The organism is Phenylobacterium sp. (assembly GCF_035569475.1).
In the GTDB taxonomy this organism is placed as follows: domain Bacteria; phylum Pseudomonadota; class Alphaproteobacteria; order Caulobacterales; family Caulobacteraceae; genus Phenylobacterium.
In genome coordinates this window covers 1-18,504 of record NZ_DATMNA010000080.1, presented here as the reverse complement: position 1 = coordinate 18,504, position 18,504 = coordinate 1, and the positions used below count along the sequence as shown (strand labels likewise).

The following is an 18,504-nucleotide window of genomic DNA, read 5'->3' as shown; positions in this document are numbered from 1 at the left end:
CAGCAGGATCGGCTCGGCGAGCTGGCCCTTGCGGATATTGCTCTCGATGGCGCCGAACAGCCGCTGGTGGAACGGCTCGAAGAAGTGCCGCGCCTGCAGGAAGTCGCCGATCCGTTCGAAGGCGGCGTTGTCGTAGAGCAGGGCCCCCAGCAACGCCTGCTCGGCCTCCACATTGGCCGGGGCGTGGGCGATCGGCGTGTCGTTGGACACCGGACGCAGGTCGAGGGCGGGAACGAGGGCCATGGCCTATCGATAGCTCAACGCCGGGCCTGCGATCACTGCGACATCGCTGACCGTCCACACAATAGAGTGACTCCTGTGGACAGCTTCGCCGTGCCAGGCGCGCACGAAAAAGGCGGGCCGGAAAACCGGCCCGCCTGATCCGCAGTTCGCCGTAAAGTGAGGCCTTAGCCTACCATTGGACGCTGATGCGCCCGTAGACGAACCGGCCGTCGAACCCGAACGGCGAGAACGAGGTGAACGGCGCGGCGCCCGTGGTGTTCAGAGACGGCACGATCTGCCGCGGGTAGGTGTCGAACAGGTTGTCGGCGCCGGCGGCCACGGTCACGCCGTGGGGCAGGGTGTAGCGGCCCTCCAGGTCCCAGAGGCTGCGCTCGCCGGTGTGAACGTCCTGGCTGCCGTCGAGCGCGGTGCCGGGCGAGATCACGTCGCCGTAGAAGGTCGAGCGCAGCGTGGCGCCCCAGGGCCCCCTCGACCAATCCGTCTGCAGGGTGACCTTGTAGGGGGGCGTGCCGTCTTCGTAGCGCAGGATATTCTGGCGGGCGAACAGCGAGAGCGGGACCGGCAGGAGCTGGGGCGGCGTGACCGGTGTCTTGGTGATCTTGATGTCGTTGGTGTTCGCCGAGGCGAGGAAATTGAAGTCGCCCAGGTTGTCGGTCGGCAGGCGATAGCTGAGCGAGTAGTCGATCCCCTGGGTGCGGGTGTTGACCCCGTTCAGGAAGAAACGGGCCGCCGAGGCGCCGAAGGGCTGCAACAGGTTGAAGAGGGCCAGGGCGTCGCTGCCCGGAGCCCCTGTCGCGCTGCCCGTCAGGGTCTCGGAGAGGACGATCTTGTTGGTGATGTCGATCTGGTAGGCGTCGATCGTCAATTCCAGGCGGTCGTGGTGGTAGACCAGACCCAGGGAATAGTTCTTTGACTTTTCAGGCTGCAGCGGTTGGCCGCCCAGCGCCTTGCCGGTCGGGCTGGTCGACGGGAAGGTGCCGGTGTCGAACGGGATCCCGTTGATGAACAGGATCGAGGTCGAGGTGAAATACTCCTGCTGCAGGCTGGGGGCGCGGAAGCCGCTTTCGGCGCTGCCGCGGAAGGCCAGTTCCGGCGTCACGTCGATGCGGCCGGCCAGCTTGCCCGAGGTGGCGTCGCCGAAGTCGGAATAGTGCTCCTGGCGGATCGCCGCCGAGCCGGTGAACCAGCTGGTCAGCTTGTCTTCCAGGGCCAGGTAGGCCCCGACATTGGTGCGGCTCTTGTCGACGACGTTTTCCGGCGTGAAGCCCGAGAAGCCGCGCGAGCCCAGCGCCAGGTTCGGGGACACGGTGCCGCGCTCATAGGAGCCCGGCTCGCCCGCGCCGATCTTGAACTGCTCGTCGCGCGCCTCCAGGCCGAAGGCGACGTTCAGCGGGCCGGCCGTGCCGATCGCGAAGTCGCGACTGAAGTCGGCGTTGCCCACCGTCTGGTCGTAGGTCATCTGGCCCGCGTAGAAGGAATGCGGCGACGTCGGACCCAGCGACGGGTTCAAGGTGTGCTCGACCCCGTACTTCAGGTTGTTCCAGCCGTAGTCGATGCTGAAGTTGGATTTCCAGCCCGCGATCTCGCCCTTCAGCGCGCCGCCGATGCTGAAGTCGTTCGAGTGGGTGTTGATCAGCGGCAGGTAGCCGTTGGGGTAGACCGACGGGATGTTCTGGGTCGCGTCGTTGGCTGCGCGGAAGGTGGCCGCGGTCTCGGAGTGGCGCAGCTGGCCGCCGCCCCAGAGCTTGGCTTCCCAGCCGTCGCCCAGGGGCTTGCCGGCGTTGAAGTAGAGGGTGGACTCCTGGACCGAGCCGTCGCCGAAGCGGGAGTCGATGACCTTGGGCGTGAAGCGGGGGTCAAGGTCGCTGCGGTTGGTGGGGTCCTGGTTGCGGTATTCCGCCGACACGGTCAGGAACCCGTCGGCGCCCAGCTTGAAGCCTTGCCAGCCTTGGGCGGTGGTCGTGCCGCCATCGCTGATGTTGCGGGTTCCGGCGTTGAAGAAGTGGGGGCTGGTGACGTACTCGCCGTAGGTCACCTCCGCGCCGCCGCCATGGTCGGCCTCGCGCAGGCCGATGTTGATCACGCCGGCGATGGCGTCCGAGCCATAGATCGCCGAGGCGCCGTCACGCAGCACTTCGATCCGGTCGATGGCGATCTCGGGAATGGTGTTGAGGTCGACGGCGGCCGAACCGCGGCCCACCGAACCGTTGAGGTTCACCAGGGCCGAGGTGTGGGCGCGGACGCCGTTGATCAGCACCAGGGTCTCGTCCGGTCCCTGGCCCCGCAGGGTCAGCGGACGCACCGAGTCGGTGCCGTCGGTGTTGGACGGCCGCGGGAAATCGAGGGACGGAACCGTGGCCGCGAGGGCGCTCGCCAGTTCGGTCGAACCGCGCTTCTGGAGGGCCTGGGCGGTGACGACGTCGACCGGCGCCAGGGTTTCAAGGCGCGACACAGGCGCCGCGCGGCTGCCGGTGACGACCAGCTCCTCGATGTCGCCGCCGGCGGCGGTGGCGGCGCCCTTGGACTGGGCGAGCGCGCCCGTGGCGAAGAGGCTGACGGCCGAGGCTGCAGCGAACAGAATTATGCGAGATTTCATGCGGTTATCCCCGTACTGAGACGACAGGCTCGACTGGTCCTGGCCCGAGCGGGGATAGCTAAGGTGTAACGGCGTGGCTGAAATGACTTTTCGGCCACAGTGCGCAAAAAAGGGCGCGGAGATGACCTCCGCGCCCCATTTGCATGGCGATGGTGTGGCCTTTAGGCCTCGCCGTAGCCGGTGTCCTGCGAGCCGGCGCCGCCTTCCAGAAGGTCGGCCTGGGCCTGCTCGTCGGCGATGCGATCTTCCTCGAACTGCGAGTCGATCACGTTCTCGCCGCGCGCCTGGCGCTCAGCTTCGTCCTGCGAGCGGGCGATGTTGAGCGTGACGGTGACGGTCACTTCCGGGTGCAGGCGGATCTTCACCTCGTGCAGGCCGAGCGTCTTGATCGGCTTGTCCAGCACGACCATGGCGCGGTCCACCTTGGAGACCCCCTCGGCGTTGACCGCGTCGGCCACGTCGCGGCCGGCGACGGAGCCGTAGAGCTGGCCGCTTTCGCCCGCCTGGCGGATCAGGATGTAGGCCGTCCCGTCCAGCTTGGTGCCGGATTGGCCGGCGGCGTCCTTGGCCTTGGCGTTGCGGGCCTCGATCTCGGCGCGCTGGCCTTCGAAGACCTTCAGGTTGGCGGCGTTGGCGCGCAGCGCCTTGGCCCGCGGCAGCAGGAAGTTGCGGGCGTACCCGTCCTTCACCGAGACCACGTCGCCAAGGCCGCCCTTGCCTTCGACCCGTTCGAGCAGAATGACTTTCATGTGTCCGGCTCCCTTACTTCACGACGTAGGGGAGGAGGGCCAGGAAGCGGGCGCGCTTGATCGCCTTGGCGAGTTCACGCTGCTTCTTGGCCGACACCGCGGTGATGCGCGAGGGCACGATCTTGCCGCGCTCGGAGACGTAGCGCTGCAGCAGCTTCACGTCCTTGTAGTCGATCTTCGGGGCGTTGGCGCCGGAGAACGGGCACACCTTGCGGCGACGGAAGAAGGGACGGCGCGCGCCGCCCGAAGCGCCGCCGGCGGCGGGGGCTTCATCGATGGTGGTTTCGTCGGTCATCAGAAGGCTCCTTCCTTGGCCGGGAAGTCATCGCGGCGTTCGCGGTCGCGATCGCGGCGGGCGAGGATGGGGGAGAGCTCCAGCTCCAGCTCGTCGACGCGCACGGTCAGGTAGCGCAGCACGTCTTCGTTGATGGAGAGCTGGCGTTCCATCTCCTTCACCGCGTCGGCGGGGGCGTCGATGGCCAGCAGGGAGTAGTGACCCTTGCGGTTCTTCTTGATCCGGTAGGTCAGGTTGCGGAGACCCCAGTACTCGATCTTGGCGACGCTGCCGCCGCCTTCTTCGATCAGGTGCTTCAGGGTGTCGTTGAGGGCTTCCGCCTGTTGCGGCGAGATGTCCTGCCGCGAGATGACAACGTGCTCGTAGAGCGCCATAGGTTCCTTCTTCCGGCTTGGAGGGCGGCGCGTCCGGCGGCGGAAGGTCCGCGGGACGCGATGGATCTCTGGCGCGGCGGCCGGGAATTTCCCGAACCCTTTGGTGTTCCGCGAGAGACCGCTCTCCGTGAAGAGGCGGGCTGATAGGGGAAAAACGCCCGCGAGGCAAGCGCGGACCCCGTTGTCCTCTCCCCCGCGGAGCGAGGAGGAGAGGTTGGGAGCGGGCCTACTTCTTCAGGGCCTTCACGGCGGCCAGCGTCTTGTTGACGTGGTCGGAGGGGTCCAGCGACGAATAGACGTCGGCGACCGTGCCGTTCCTGGCGATCACATAGGACGTGCGGTTCGACCAGTCGGGCTTCTTGGCGAGGATCGCGTCATATTCCTTGGCGATCCTGGCGCCGGGGTCGGAGGCGACGGGGAACTTGCCGCCGCAGTGCTCGGTCTCCTTGGAGAAGTCGGCGAGTTGGTCGACGTTGCCGGCGGTCACGCCGATGACGGTGGCGTGCTCGGCCTTGAACTGGTCGATGGCCTCGGAGAACAGGTGGGCCTCGATGTTGCAGCCCTGGGTGTGGGCGGCGGGGAAGAAATAGACGACCACCGGGCCCTTCTTCAGGGCGTCGGAGAGCTTGTAGCTGAACTGTTGGCCGGCCAGGAAGGCGGGGGCCGAGAAGTCGGGGGCCTTGTCGCCGGCCTTCAGCTCGGCGGCGGCGGAGGTGGCCAGGACGGTTGCGGCCAGGCTGCCGACGACGGCGGCCGCGATCAGGGTCTTCATGGGTGGTCTCCGCTGGGTTTGGGGCTTTCTACACCGGGCCCGGCGGTTTGTCGCGGCCCTCCCGGGCCTTGTCAGTTGTAGGCTACCGTGACTGTGAAACTGCCGCTGTAGTCGCCGTTGAGCGTCGTCGAACTGATCGGCGCTGAGCCCCCGACCCCGAAGGTGAACGACCCCGCCGACCCCAGGGCGCCGCTGAGCAGGGGCGAACCGGTCACCGAGCTGGAGGTGGTCACGGTCATGGTCTGCGGCCCGGTCATGACGAAGGTCGCCGGCACGGTGACGCTGAACGCCTGGCCGCCTTCGCCGGTCACGTTGAAGGCCGCGCGGCTCGGCGTGGGGCTGGCGAAGGTAGCGACGCCGTTGGTTCCGGTCTGGGCCCCGGTCGTGGGGTCGATCACCACCGCACCGGCGCCTGTCGTCGGCGTGGCGACCCGGCCGAAGACCAGGTCGGAGATCTTGGAGATGGCGATGGAGCGGATGATCGTCGCCTGGAAACGCCCGGTCGCCCCGGAGGTCGGCGTCGCCGGGCTCTCGGCCGCAAGGGCGAAGAAGTCGGCCTCCGCGACCCCGGTCTGCAGGCCGGAATCGTCGCCCGCCACACCCATGTCGGCGCCCACGAAGAAGGTCTTGGAGGAATTGGGGCCGATCGCCGCGATGGTGAAGCTGCCCGATCCCGGCAGGCCGGGAGGGCCGGCCAGGGTGGCCGTACCCATGGTGAAGTTGATCCGGGTCAGCGCGCGGGCCCGTCCGGTGGGCGCGCCGGCCGAGCCCAGCCTGACGTTGACCGCCTGCGTGCAGTCGCCGACCGCCGTGGCGGCGCAGCTTATGGTCACCATGGCCCGGGTGGCGGTGTTGGCCGAGCGTGTGGCCGTTCCGGACACTACCGTGACCGCGCCCGTGGTCGGATCGACCCGGAAGACGGTGTCGCCGGTCGCCCCGGAGGTGACCACGCCCAGGTCGACGTTGGTGGTGGCCTGGACGGTGTAGCTAGGTGTCGCCCGCGCTGCGAAGCCAAGGCCGACGAGGACCAGCCCCAGCGGGAGCGCCCGGGCGCCTCGCCGCACGGCCGCGGGCCTGGAGAGCCTGATCATGGTCACTGCCGAACGCGCACGCCCCAACCCGATGAAGCCTCAGTGTACCCTCAATGGCCGCGCAGGCCCAGCCGAGGCGCAACGCGCGCTAACCCGGCGCCGGCGCGCCGCCGTCCGGCCGCGGCTCGAACTCGACGTCGGCCGACACGTCCGGCGTGATCGACCCGTCTGGCTTGATCGTCACCGTCACCGGCGCGAGCAGCCGCATGCGCAGGCGCGCCGCCTGGTCCTTGTCGAGCTCCAGGCGGTAGGTCCCGGCCGGCAGGTCCTGGAAGTTCACCGAACCGTCGAACTCGGTCACCCCTTCCACGGCCACGCCCTTGTCGTCCACCAGGCGCACCCGGGTGGCCGATAGCCCGACGCGCTGCTGGTCCGGCCGGCGCAGCCTGATGTTGACCATCACCTCGCCGGTCGGCCGCAAGGGATATTCGATCTCCGTCACGCCGCCCGGCCGCGGCGCGAACTCGATCACCGTCGGCGGCGTCTTGACCGACTGGTTTTCCAACTGGCCGATCCCGACGAGCAAGCGCGCGGTGGGGCCCGCGCCGAAGCCGCTGACAAAGGCGCGGCCGTCGGCGTCGGTGACCGCCCGCAGGGCGGCGCCTTCCACGACGACGCCGGGCACAGGCCGCTCGCCCGGGTCGAACTTGCCGTTGCCGTTGGCGTCGATGAAGGCGTGGAACAGCACCGAACCGCCCGACCCGGGGCCGGAGCGGGTCAGCTCGTAGGCGCCGGCCTGCGGGTTGTAGCCCAGGCCGAAATTCATCTGGGCCCCGAACCGCCAGCTATTCTGGGTGGTGTCGTATTGGCCGGAAAGCGCCAGGTCGCCGAACTTGGTGCGCGTGGTGCTGCCGGCGACAAGCTGCAGGTCTTTCGGCTGGTCCAGCCGCTCGGTGACCCCGAACCGCAGCGACCAGGTGTCGGAGAGGGTGCGGTCGACCAGCAGCTCCACCCCGCTCACGCGCAGCTTGGGCGCGGCGTCATAGTCGACCGTGGCGCGCACCTGCCACTTGTAGGCCCGATAGGTCGACAGCCCCACGAAGCCGCGGAGGTTGTCGCTGGCCTGGCCGGTGGCGGCGGTGTCGATGCGGTCGTATTCGAGGCCGGTGGAATAGAGGACGCTGCCCAGGGCCGCCGAGCCGCGCACCTGGCCGATCCAGGCGCTGCCGCCATCGGCGTAGACGTCGCGCAGGGCGCGGACCGACAGCGGGATCACCTGGGGCCCGAAGCGGAAGTTCTGGTCGACGGTGAGTTCGGTGCGGTGGCTGACCGGGCGGTTGAGGTCGGCCTCGGCGTTGTTCTCGTCCAGCAGCCCGCCGCGGTATTCCGACTGGCGAAGCACGGCGTTGGCGCCGAACAGCCGCCCGGCGACGTCCACCGAAACGCCCTGGCCGCCGCGGTTGTCGCCGGCCACGTCCAGCTCGGTGGCGAAGCCCGCGATCGAGGTGCGCACGCCTCCGGTGTAGAGGTTGCGCTGCACCCCCAACTGGTCGGTGTAGACCGCGCCGCCGCCGGAGACGGTCAGGTACTGGGTCAGGCCGTAGCTGACATTGGCCACGACCCGCGGCTTGCCGGTGCTGCGGTCCACGGCGAAGGGGTTGATGTCGCTGACCCGCAACAGCGGCTCGTTCTGGTCCACCACGCCGAACTCGACGGTGACCTGGCCCGGGCGCAGCAGGCCGCCGCCGGCGTTGATGACCCGGGTTTCCTCGCTCCTCTGGCCGCGCGGGCCGTAGGTGACGATGCGGATGATGTTGATCCCCTGGGTCAGGGGCACGTTGAGGAATTCGTACCGCCCGTTGACGGCCTGCTGCTGGGCGCCCTGAAGGACGTCGTTCACATAGAGCTCGACGTCGTCGCCGATGGGCAGCTCACCGCGCAGGTCGATGCGGTTGAAGACGTTGGTCTGGTCGAGCGGCACGGTGGAGAGCGCGAAGCCGCGGCCGCCCAGGCTGCGCGGACCGATCGAAAGCCCCGGCGTGAAGACGTCGCCGACGCCCACGACGCGCGCGTGCAGCGGCCCCAGGAGGTCGCCCTCCAGCGAGCGCTTCTCGAGCAGCACACGGGTGGTGGTCAGCCGGCCGCTCTCGTCGGAGCCCAGATAGGCCTGGAGGCCCGCGTAGAGCAGGTCGCCGCCCAGCCGGATGTCGTACTGCGACGGCAGCCTGGGGTGATCGGTCTGCACGCCAAGGCCGAGCGCCACGTCGAACGACGGCGGGGTGAAGAGCTTGTAGGGCGTGTCGACCCGCATCACCGGGGTGGCTGCCCTGGGCGAGCCGTCGCGTAGCCGCGCCACGCGCTGCAGCCGGCTCTGGATCGGAAGCACCTCGGTGGCCGCGACCTTCATCTGCAGGGCGCCCGCGTCGACCGCGAAGCTCAGCGGCAGCAGCTTGGCCAGCACCGAGGCGCGCACATAGATCTCGCCCGGGTCCACGGCGAGGTCGCCGGGCGCCAGCGGCACCGCCGCCGGGCCGATCCGGGCGGTGTTGGTCAGGACGTCGATCAGCAGCGCCCGGCGCGCTTCGCCAAGGCTGCCGGTCACCCGCCCCTCGGTCGGGCTGACGTCCACGTCGAGTTCGAGCAGGCGGCTCAGTTCGCCGACCGGCAACAGCGGATCGTCCGGCGAGCCATAGGCGGTCAGGCCGTCGGTGAGGGTCAGGTTGTCCAGTTGGACGAGCAGGAGCAGCAGGGTCTGGGGATCGGGGGCGGGAAAGCGCGGGTCGACCGCGAGCACCCGCGCCGTGTTGCGGTCCGCCTGGGCCGCGGCGCGCTCGCCGGCGGCCGGGGCGGGCGCGGCGACGGGCGTGGCGACTGGAGTCGGCGGCGGGCGCGGCGCCGGTTGCGGCTCGTTCGCGGAGATCAGGGGTGCGGGGCCGGCCGCGACGGTCTGCGCGCGCGAGATGGCGTGCGGCGGCGCCCCTTTCAGCAGGAAGCTCGCGATGGCGTCGCCGGCCGCGGGACGGCCGACCGGCGGCCCCGGCGCGCCAAGCATGAGGGCCGCGATCGCCTCGGGGTGCGGCGTCCGGGCCGCAGCAGGGCCCGCGGCGCAGGCTTGAACCGCCGCGGTCGCGAACAGCGCGGCCCGGCTAAAGCGTAAGTTTCGCAAGGACTTTTCCCGGCGATGTGTCGTCGTCGGTGAAAGTCACCTCCAGGTGTTCCCCCTGCGCGGGCGCCCGGGTCAGAGGGATGCGGATCGCGCGACGATCGATCTCGGTATAGACCCCGACGCCGCGCGACAGCCCGAGCACCGGGCTGCGCGGCTGACCCGCCGAGCGGATCTCGAAGTTGCCGAACAGGGAGTTGGCGCCCAGGCGCACGAGGTCGAGGTTGAGGGTCGGGGTCGGCGGGCTGTTGGGTCCGTTGAGGGACTCGAACGTGACGCGCGCGTTCTCCAGCCGGGCGCGGATGTCCGGATCGTTCAGGCGCACGATGGCCGGGATGCTGAGGCCCAGGAGGGCGCTGATCTGGAAGCTGAGCTGGTTCGGCGGGCGGTTCGCAGCCGCGGCCTCGGCCGTCGTGCCGGTCTCCCGCGGGGGCAGGGTGGCGATGGTCAGGTGGCTGCGCAGCTCGACCACGCCCGGATCGCTCGGCGCGCCGATCACCCGCAGGCGCACCGTCTGGCCCTGGCCCGGATTGAGGGTCACCCGGCGGGGCGAGATCTGCAGGATCCCCTGCGCCGACTGCACCCGCTCGGCGATCGCCTTGGCTTCGGGCTTCGCCTGCACGTCGGCCATGGGCAGGATCTGGCCGTCGGGCAGCATGACGCGGTCCACCAGCGAGATGTCGAAGGTCCCCGGCGCGGAGCCCTGGTTGAAGACGAAGACGGTCGCCGAGCGGTGAGCCCGGTCGAAGGTGACGCGCTTGGGCGAGATGTTGAGGTTGGCCCCGCTCGGCTGAGCGGCGGCCACGGGCCCGGCGCGGACCGGGGCGGTCCCGGGCTGGGCCAGAACTCCGCCGGCTCCCAGTGTCGCCAGAAACGCCAGCGCGGTCAGCGGGGCGGGGAATTTCATGACTTTGACGCCGGTGCGGGGAGGACGCCGGGCGGGCGGGGCGTGGCGGCGTGGGCGAAATCCATCGGCGACGGTCCAGCTCGCAAGGTCTGTTCCGGCCTCAGGTCCGTGCGAAGGGGCGTCCTGCCGGCCGGGCCCAGGATCGGGCCGTGGCGAGTGGGAAGCTTGGCAGTTTAGAGTTAACGACCTCTTTGCCGCGGGACGCCGGAGCCGCCGCCCGAAGCTCAGTTGTAGGTGACCGTGACCGAAAGCGTCCCGGTATAGTTCTGGATCGGCGTGGCGATGCCGATGTCGAACGAGCCGCCGTAGCGGATCTCCTGCGCGCCGTTGGCCGCGATGGTCCCCAGCGTGCCCGTGGTGGCGACCGCCGTGCCCGGCGTGATGTTGGTCAGGCCGCTCTGGGTGAAGGTGAGGGTCTGGGCCAGGGTGTAGTTGGTGGCGGTCTGCACGGCGATGTTGAACTTCGCCGAGGTGGTCGGGCTGGTCACGACGGAGCCGTTGCCCGGACCGGTCATGGTCACCGTATTGTTGGCGTCCAGGGTGACGGTGTTGGTTCCCCCCGAGGTCGGGCGCACGACGGTGCCGAAGTTCATGTCCTGGGTCTTGGTGATGGTGGTCGGCGAGATCACCGTCGCCGTGGCGTTGGCGGTCGCGGACACGGTGCCGGAGGCGAGGGCGCCGGTCGCGAGCCCGGAGAGCGCCAGGGCGGCGCCGGCTGCGAGCAGGGCATTGCGGATTTTCATGAATCTCCCCCAAGAGCGGCAATCCGGGGCGTGCCTTACCCCAAGCTTAACCATCTATTAAGATTATCCATTAAAACCGCTGTTACGGGCTGTCAAGATAAGCAGTTCGCGCCTGTGTGCTGGTAAAATCTTAGGTTGTACTAGTGTTGTGGGGCGCCTTTTTGGCCTGAGCCAAGTCAAGCGAAAGCAAGCAGCCGGAGCGCCGCCTGTTTCCCCTCAGAGGGGAATTGTCCAGTGTTTGTGTGACGGGTCAGGCGCTTCCTGGAACCTGAATTGTCGTTATCGGCCCCGCCGTTAACCCTTATACGGCAGGCGCGCCCGTCCGGATGCGGCGGCCGCCGCCGAAGGTGGGGCCGGGGCGGCTGTCCCCGCGCCTGGGATCGCGACAATCTGCCTCGCCGGCCTGCCTCGTCGGCCTGCCTCGCCGGGGCCGGCCCGGTGCGGCCTTAGGACGCGGGCTCGACCAGGATCTTCACGTGCGCCTCGGGGTCACCCAGGGCCGTGAAGGCGCCGGCGACGCCGTCCAGCCCGACCCGCCCCGTGACCAGGCCGGAAACGTCGATCACGCCGTCTGCGATGTCGCGCAGGGTCCCGGCGAATTCCTCGGGCGTGTAGCCGAACACGAAGGTCAGCTCGATCTCCTTGGTGATGGCGATCGAGGGCTCGATGCGGTCGGTCTCCATGCAGACGCCGGCCACGACGATCTGGGCTCCGGCGGGCGCGGCCTCGATGAGGCCCTGGACCACGCCGGGCGCGCCGACGCATTCGAAGATCACCGGGCGGCCGAAGCTTCCGCCCATCATGCGGATCATCTGCTGGGCCGCGCGGGCCTTGGGCACGCCTAGGCCCTCCCAGCGGTCGTGCGGCGACTCCCTTGCCGGATCGAGCACGATGTCGGCGCCCAGCCTCTCGGCGGCGGCGCGGCGGCGGGGCGAAAAATCGGCGGCGATCACCGGGCCGTGGCCGGCGGCCTTCAGCGCGGCGATCACCGCCAGGCCCACGGGCCCGCAGCCGATCACCAGGGCCACGGAGTTGGCGTCCATCCGCGCCTTGGCGAGCGCGTGGAAGCCGACCGCGAAGGGCTCGGTCAGGGCGGCGTGCTCGGTGGGCAGGCCGTTGGGAACCTCCAGGATCAGCGCCTCGCTGAGGATCATCCGCTCGGCGAAGCCGCCCGGCAGGCGGTTGGAGAAGCCCAGCATCTCCGCACCGGTCGCGGTCAGGGTGGCCGGCACGCTGACCACCCGCGTCCCGACCTTCAGGGTCTTGGGCGAACCGGGGCCGTGGTCGAGGATCTCGGCGCAGAACTCGTGGCCGAAGACAGTGTCGGCGCTGGGATCGAAGCCGTTGTCGCCCCCGCCGCCGCGGCGGCCGAGCTCGATCATGTGCTCCATGTGGTGAAGGGCGTGCAGGTCCGAGCCGCAGATGCCGCAGGCCAGAGTCTTGACCAGCACCTGGCCGGCCGCCGGCTCCAGCTCGGCGATCTCGTCGCAGACGAGCTGCTTGTTGCGCCGCACGACCGCGCGCATGGCCGCCTCCCTGAAACTACCGCCGCCTTGCCGGGGCTTTCCATATTCCGTAACCCTCGCGCCTCGGAATCGATAGAGCCCGGAGCCAACCGCATGAGCCTCGCCTTCCTTTTTCCCGGCCAGGGCAGCCAGGCCGTGGGCATGGGCGCCGACCTCGCGGAGACCTTCGGGTCGGCCCGCGAGGTGTTCCAGGAGGTCGACGACGCGCTCGGCCAGAAGCTGTTCAAGCTGATGCGCGAGGGGCCGGATGACCAGCTCACCCTGACCGAGAACGCCCAGCCGGCGCTGATGGCGGTGAGCCTGGCGGTAATGCGCACCCTGGAGAAGGAGTTCGGCGTCGGGATCGGCAAGGCCGCCTTCGTGGCCGGCCACAGCCTGGGCGAATACTCGGCCTTGGCGGCGGCGGGCGCGATCAGCCTGGCGGATACCGCGCGCCTCCTGAAGCTGCGCGGCCAGGCGATGCAGCGGGCCGTGCCGGTGGGCGCAGGCGCCATGGCGTCCCTGATCGGCCCCAAGGCGGATGTGGCCCTCGCCGAAGAGGCCGCCGCCGCGGGGTCGGCGGCCGGCGTCTGCGTCGTGGCCAACGACAACAACGCCGGCAACGTGGTGATCTCCGGCGCCAAGGCGGCCGTGGACCTGGCCATAGAGAAGGCCAAAGAGCTTGGGGCCCGCGCGATCCTGCTGAACGTCTCGGCGCCCTTCCACTGCCCGCTGATGCAGCCGGCCGCCGACGAGATGGCCGCGGCCCTCGCCAAGGCGACCATCGTGGCGCCCCGCGCCGCCGTGGTGACCAATGTCACGGCTCGCCCGACCCTGGACCCGGAGCTCATCCGCGGCCTGCTGGTGGATCAGGTGACGGGCCGTGTCCGCTGGCGCGAGAGCATGATGTGGCTGGCGGGCGAGGGCGGGGTGACCCGCTTCGCGGAGGCGGGCGCCGGCAAGGTGCTCTCCGGCATGGCCAAGCGGATCGCGCCGGACGCCGAGGCCACGCCGCTGAACGGTCCGGGCGACCTGGAAGCCTTCGCCAAGAGCCTCTAAGGGAAACGCCATGTTCGAACTGACCGGCAAGACAGCCCTCGTCACCGGCGCCACCGGCGGCATCGGCGCGGCGATCGCCTCGGCGCTCCATGCCCAGGGCGCGCACGTGGTGCTGTCCGGCACCCGCGAGGCCGTGCTGCAGGAGCGCGCCGCCGCGTTCGGCGAGCGGGTCTCGGCCGTGCCGGCGAATCTCTCGGACTCCGCCGCTGTCGACGGCCTCGTGGAGGCGGCGGAGGCCGCGGCGGGCGCGCCGCTCGACATCCTGGTGGCCAACGCCGGCATCACCAAGGACGGGCTGCTGCTGCGGATGAAGGACGACGACTGGACCGAAGTCCTGAAGGTCAATCTGGAGAGCTATTTCCGGCTCAGCCGCGCCGCCGCCAAGGGCATGATGCGCCGCCGCCACGGCCGGATCATCGGAATCACCTCGGTGGTCGGCGTGATGGGCAATCCCGGCCAGGCAAACTACGCCGCCTCGAAGGCGGGCATGATCGGCTTCTCCAAGGCGTTGGCGGCCGAGGTCGCCACCCGGGGAATCACCGTCAACTGCGTGGCGCCCGGCATGATCGAAAGCCCGATGACCGACGCCCTCACCGAGGCCCAGAAGGCCCAGATCATGGCCACGATCCCGATGGGGCGTCTTGGGCTCGGCGCGGACGTGGCGGCGGCCTGCGTCTATCTCGCCTCCAGCGAGGCGGCCTATGTCACCGGCCAGACCCTGCATGTGAACGGCGGAATGGCGATGATCTGAACGAGGTGATTTGAAGGCCTCGCCTTCCCACATCGGAACATGCTAACGCCCGCACGACTTTTGGTGAGCCTGACCGTTGCGGTTGACTTCAACGCCCGGCTCGCCGATGCAAAGCCTGAACTTAGAGGGACCTACCTAATGTCCGACGTCCTAGAGCGCGTCCGCAAGATCGTCATCGAACACCTGGACGCCGATCCGGAGAAGGTGACCGAGAAGGCCAGCTTCATCGACGACCTGGGCGCAGACAGCCTCGACAATGTCGAGCTGGTCATGGCTTTCGAGGAGGAGTTCGACATCGAAATCCCCGACGACGCCGCCGAGCATATCCAGACGGTGGGCGACGCCGTGAAGTTCATCCAAGAGCGCCTGGGCGCTTAAGCGCCTGATTCTGCTCAAGGTTTTCGGACCGCCGGGTCGGGGTAGCGCCCCGGCCTCGGCGGTCTTCCTTTGAGGACCGTTGCCTGAGGATCGTCATGCGTCGAGTCGTCGTCACCGGTATCGGCCTGATCACCCCGCTGGGGCAGGGGACGGAGATCACCTGGGCCGCCATCCTGGCGGGAAAATCCGGGATCGGCCGCGTCACCACCTTCGATATTTCCGGCGACTATGCCTGCAAGGTGGCCGGCGAGGTGCCGCGCGTCGATGGGCGCGGCGGCGGCGCCGCCGACATCCCGGGCTCCTTCGATCCCGACCAGACACTTTCCACCCGCGACCAGCGCCGGGTGGACGACTTCATACTCTACGCCATCGCCGCGGCGGACGAGGCGGTGAAGGATTCGGGCTGGCAGCCCGAGGCCGAGGCGGACCGCGAGCGGACGGGCGTGATGATCGGCTCGGGCATCGGCGGCCTGGCCACCATCGAGCGGACCTCCGTGGAACTGCATGAGAAGGGCCCGCGCCGGGTGAGCCCGTTCTTCATCCCTTCGGCCCTGATCAACCTGGCCAGCGGCCAGGTCTCGATCCGCTATGGCTTCAAGGGCCCCAACCATTCGGTGGTGACGGCCTGCGCGACCGGAGCGCACGCGATCGGCGACGCGGCCCGGCTGATCAAGTACGGCGACGCCGACGTGATGCTGGCGGGCGGCGCCGAGGCGGCGATCTGCCCGGTGGGCATGGCCGGCTTCATCGCCGCGCGCGCCATGTCGACCGGCTTCAACGACACGCCGGAAAGGGCCAGCCGGCCCTACGACAAGGACCGCGACGGCTTCGTCATGGGCGAGGGCGCCGGCGTCCTGGTGCTCGAGGAGTACGAGCACGCCAAGGCGCGGGGCGCGAAGATCTACGCCGAGGTCGCGGGCTACGGCCTGGCCGGCGACGCCTACCACATCACCGCCCCGGCCGAGGACGGCGACGGCGGCTTCCGCGCCATGAAGGCGGCCCTGAAGGACGCGGCCATCGAGATGGCGCAGGTGGACTACATCAACGCCCACGGCACTTCGACGCCCCTGGGCGACGAGATCGAGCTGGGCGCGGTGACCCGTCTGCTCGGCGATGCGGCGGACAGGGCGACCATGAGTTCGACCAAGTCGGCCACCGGCCACCTCCTGGGCGCGGCCGGGGCGATCGAGGCGGCTTTCTCGGTGCTGGCGATCCGCGACCAGATCGCGCCGCCCACCATCAACCTCGACAATCCCTCCGTCGAGACGAAGATCGACCTGGTTCCGCACAAGGCCAAGCCGATGAAGATCGACATCGCTCTCTCCAATTCCTTCGGGTTCGGCGGGACCAACGCCTCCGTGGTGTTCAAGAAGGTCTCGTGAGCCGCAGGCCCCTGTTTCCCCGAACTGGGGGGCGGCGCAGGCCGGTCCGGACGGGCCAGGGCGTGTTCCGCACGGCGGGCCGGGTGCTGACCACGCTGTTCTTCATCGCGGTGCTCGGCGGCGGCTGGGTGGTCTGGACCTACCGTGGCCCCGGCCCGGCGGCGCGCCAGGACGGCCTCACCGACGTGATCCTGCCCAAGGGCGCCGGCGTCGGGCAGATCGCGGCCGACCTGAAGGCCGCCGGAGTGATCGGCTCGCGGGAGATCTTCTACCTCGCCGCCAAGCTCAGCGGCTCCGGGCGCCATCTCAAGGCCGGCGAGTACGAGTTCAAGAGCGGCGCCTCCATGGCGCAGGTGCTGGCCGACATCGCCAACGGCCGTGTCGTGCGCCGCTTCGTGGTGGCCCCCGAGGGCTGGACCAGCGAAATGGTGGCGGGCGCCGTGCGCGCCGAGCCGGTGCTGACCGGCGCCATCGAGACGCCGCCGGAGGGCTCGCTGCTGCCCGACGGCTACCAGATCCAGCGCGGCGAGGACCGCGGCGAGGTGATCGCCAAGATGATGGCCGCCCGCGACGCCTTGCTGGCCCAGCTCTGGGCGGCCCGCGCGCCGGACGTGCCGCTGAAGACGCCGGAGGAGGCGGTGACGCTGGCCTCCATCGTGGAGAAGGAGACCGGCGTCCCGGCCGAACGGCCCCGGATCGCGGCGGTGTTCGAGAACCGCCTGCGCGCCGGGATCAAGCTGGAGAGCGACCCCACCATCATCTACGGGATCACCAAGGGCCGGCCGCTGGGCCGCGGCATCACCAAGTCGGAGCTCGAGGCGCAGACGCCCTACAACACCTACCGCATCGTGGGCCTGCCCCCGACGCCGATCGCCAATCCCGGCCGCGCGTCGCTGGCCGCGGTGCTCAATCCGCCCAAGTCCGACGAGATGTACTTCGTGGCAGACGGGACCGGCGGGCACGCCTTCGCCTCGACCTTCGAGCAGCATCAGGCGAACGTGGCCAAGTGGCGGGCGATCGAACGCCAGCGCGCGGCGGGAGGCGGTAAATGACCATCAGCGGAATGACCGGCTTCGGCCGCGCCGAGGGAGCCCTGGGCGCGTGGAGCTGGGCGGTGGAGGCCCGCAGCGTGAACGGCCGCAACCTGGAGGTCCGCTTCCGGGGGCCGCCGGGCTTCGAGGGCCTGGAGCGCGCGGCGCGCGAGGGCGCGCAGAGCCGGTTCGTGCGCGGTCAGGTGACCCTCGGCGTCCAGGCAAAGCGCGCCGAGGCCGCCGGCGCTGTGCGGCTGAACCTGGAGCAACTGGAACGCTACCTGGCGGCCGGCGCGCCCTACGTCGCCTCGGGCCAGGCCGCGCCGGCGAGCCTGGACGGCCTGCTCGCCCTGCGCGGCGTGATCGAGACGACGGACGCGGTGGACGACCCCGACGCCCAGGCCGCGCTGGAGGCGGCCATGGCGGCGTCCATCGGTTTGGCGCTCGACGGGCTGGCCGCGGGCCGCGCGGAGGAGGGCCGCTCCCTGGCCGCGGTGCTCGACGGTCTGGTGGCGCGGGTCGGCGAGCTGACCGGCAAGGCCTCGGCGCTCGCGGAGGGCCAGCCCCTGCTCATCAAAGCCCGCTTCGAGAAGCGGCTGACCGAGCTGGCCGGCGAGGCCGCCAGCGAGGAGCGCATCCTGCAGGAGGCCGCCGCCATGGCGGTGAAGGCCGACGTGCAGGAGGAACTGGATCGCCTGCGGGGACATGTCGATGCCGCCCGGGGCCTGCTGGGAAGCGACGGCGGGGTCGGGCGCAAGCTCGACTTCCTGACCCAGGAATTCATGCGCGAGGCCAACACCCTGTGCTCCAAGTCCGCCTCGGGCGCCTTGACCGCGGTCGGCCTGGACCTCAAAGCCACCATCGAGCAGTTCCGCGAGCAGGTGCAGAATGTGGAGTGACGCAGCGTGACCGCCGCCGAGGACCATTCCAAGCCCTGGGAGACGACGCGGCGGGGCCTGCTGCTCCTGATGTCGAGCCCCGCGGGCGCCGGCAAGACCTCGCTGTCGCGCCGGCTGGTGGCCGACTACGCCGACATGATCCTGTCGATCTCGGCGACCACCCGCCCGCCGCGCCCCGGCGAGGAGGAGGCGCGGGAGTACTACTTCAAGACCCGCGTGGAGTTCGAGGCGATGATCGCGGGTGGCGAGCTGTTCGAATGGGCCGAGGTCAACGGCAACCTCTACGGCACGCCCAAGGCGCCGGTGATCGCGGCCATGGAGGCCGGCAAGGACGTGCTGTTCGACATCGACTGGCAGGGCGCGCGGCAGGTGGCCGAGAAGGCGCCGAACGACAGCGTGCGGGTTTTCGTACTGCCGCCGTCGTGGTCCGACCTGGCGCGGCGGCTGCACGCCCGGGCGCAGGATTCCTCGGCGATCATCGACCAGCGCCTGGCGCTGGGAAAGCGCGAGATCGCCCACTGGGGCGAGTACGATTACGTCATCGTCAACAAGGACTTCGACCGGGCCTACGCCGACCTGATCCACATCTACCGCGCCGAACGCATGAAGCCGGGCCGCAATCCCTG

The 18,504-nt window shown here is 69.8% G+C and carries 18 protein-coding genes; 7 read left to right on the top strand and 11 right to left on the bottom strand.

Translation table 11 applies throughout. The features are described 5' to 3' along the window. The 11 genes from VNW53_RS12265 to VNW53_RS12215 form a co-directional block, all read right to left on the bottom strand. A partial coding sequence (locus tag VNW53_RS12265; protein WP_325555950.1) for a DnaB-like helicase N-terminal domain-containing protein occupies positions 1-243 on the bottom strand: 243 nt, incomplete at its 3' end. Positions 244-412: 169 nt separating this feature from the next. Then, on the bottom strand, positions 413-2,839 hold the full coding sequence (locus tag VNW53_RS12260; protein ID WP_325555949.1) for a TonB-dependent receptor: 2,427 nt from the start codon (positions 2,837-2,839) through the stop codon (positions 413-415). 161 nt (positions 2,840-3,000) lie between these two features. Beyond that, positions 3,001-3,588 carry a 50S ribosomal protein L9 gene (gene rplI, locus VNW53_RS12255; RefSeq protein ID WP_325555948.1) on the bottom strand — a complete coding sequence of 196 codons (588 nt, stop codon included), beginning with the start codon at positions 3,586-3,588 and terminating at the stop codon, positions 3,001-3,003. A 13-nt stretch (positions 3,589-3,601) separates the two neighbouring features. Then, on the bottom strand, positions 3,602-3,883 hold the full coding sequence (gene rpsR / locus VNW53_RS12250; protein WP_293367223.1) for a 30S ribosomal protein S18: 282 nt from the start codon (positions 3,881-3,883) through the stop codon (positions 3,602-3,604). Then, a complete protein-coding gene (rpsF, locus tag VNW53_RS12245) occupies positions 3,883-4,257 on the bottom strand; it encodes a 30S ribosomal protein S6 (protein ID WP_325555947.1) in 375 nt (124 codons plus the stop codon). The genes rpsR and rpsF overlap by 1 nt, the downstream gene beginning before the upstream one ends. A gap of 226 nt (positions 4,258-4,483) precedes the next feature. Further along, positions 4,484-5,029 carry a peroxiredoxin gene (locus tag VNW53_RS12240; protein WP_325555946.1) on the bottom strand — a complete coding sequence of 182 codons (546 nt, stop codon included), beginning with the start codon at positions 5,027-5,029 and terminating at the stop codon, positions 4,484-4,486. 71 nt (positions 5,030-5,100) lie between these two features. Further along, positions 5,101-6,120, bottom strand: a complete 1,020-nt coding sequence (locus VNW53_RS12235) for a DUF4402 domain-containing protein (RefSeq protein ID WP_325555945.1) — start codon at positions 6,118-6,120, stop codon at positions 5,101-5,103. Between the two features lie 88 nt (positions 6,121-6,208). After that, positions 6,209-9,112: a hypothetical protein gene (locus VNW53_RS12230; protein WP_325555944.1), complete on the bottom strand. Its 2,904-nt coding sequence runs from the start codon at positions 9,110-9,112 to the stop codon at positions 6,209-6,211. 94 nt (positions 9,113-9,206) lie between these two features. Next, positions 9,207-10,130 carry a hypothetical protein gene (locus VNW53_RS12225; protein WP_325555943.1) on the bottom strand — a complete coding sequence of 308 codons (924 nt, stop codon included), beginning with the start codon at positions 10,128-10,130 and terminating at the stop codon, positions 9,207-9,209. A 224-nt stretch (positions 10,131-10,354) separates the two neighbouring features. Continuing rightward, complete coding sequence (locus tag VNW53_RS12220) at positions 10,355-10,873, bottom strand: DUF4402 domain-containing protein (protein WP_325555942.1); 519 nt, start codon at positions 10,871-10,873, stop codon at positions 10,355-10,357. 446 nt (positions 10,874-11,319) lie between these two features. After that, positions 11,320-12,399 carry a zinc-binding dehydrogenase gene (locus VNW53_RS12215; protein ID WP_325555941.1) on the bottom strand — a complete coding sequence of 360 codons (1,080 nt, stop codon included), beginning with the start codon at positions 12,397-12,399 and terminating at the stop codon, positions 11,320-11,322. Positions 12,400-12,492: 93 nt separating this feature from the next. Between VNW53_RS12215 and fabD the strand changes: the two genes are divergently transcribed. The 7 genes from fabD to gmk form a co-directional block, all read left to right on the top strand. Then, positions 12,493-13,437, top strand: coding sequence for an ACP S-malonyltransferase (gene fabD, locus VNW53_RS12210; protein ID WP_325555940.1), 945 nt, complete (start codon positions 12,493-12,495; stop codon positions 13,435-13,437). Positions 13,438-13,447: 10 nt separating this feature from the next. Further along, positions 13,448-14,188 (top strand): 3-oxoacyl-[acyl-carrier-protein] reductase, encoded by a 741-nt coding sequence (gene fabG / locus VNW53_RS12205; protein ID WP_325555939.1) that lies wholly within the window; start codon positions 13,448-13,450, stop codon positions 14,186-14,188. 138 nt (positions 14,189-14,326) lie between these two features. Continuing rightward, a complete protein-coding gene (locus VNW53_RS12200; protein WP_012522113.1) occupies positions 14,327-14,566 on the top strand; it encodes an acyl carrier protein in 240 nt (79 codons plus the stop codon). Between the two features lie 95 nt (positions 14,567-14,661). After that, positions 14,662-15,948, top strand: a complete 1,287-nt coding sequence (fabF, locus tag VNW53_RS12195; protein WP_325555938.1) for a beta-ketoacyl-ACP synthase II — start codon at positions 14,662-14,664, stop codon at positions 15,946-15,948. Between the two features lie 62 nt (positions 15,949-16,010). After that, a complete protein-coding gene (gene mltG / locus VNW53_RS12190; RefSeq protein ID WP_325555937.1) occupies positions 16,011-17,000 on the top strand; it encodes an endolytic transglycosylase MltG in 990 nt (329 codons plus the stop codon). Beyond that, positions 16,997-17,878, top strand: a complete 882-nt coding sequence (locus tag VNW53_RS12185) for a YicC/YloC family endoribonuclease (protein ID WP_325555936.1) — start codon at positions 16,997-16,999, stop codon at positions 17,876-17,878. The genes mltG and VNW53_RS12185 overlap by 4 nt, the downstream gene beginning before the upstream one ends. Positions 17,879-17,947: 69 nt before the next feature. Further along, a partial coding sequence (gene gmk, locus VNW53_RS12180; protein ID WP_414693280.1) for a guanylate kinase occupies positions 17,948-18,504 on the top strand: 557 nt, incomplete at its 3' end.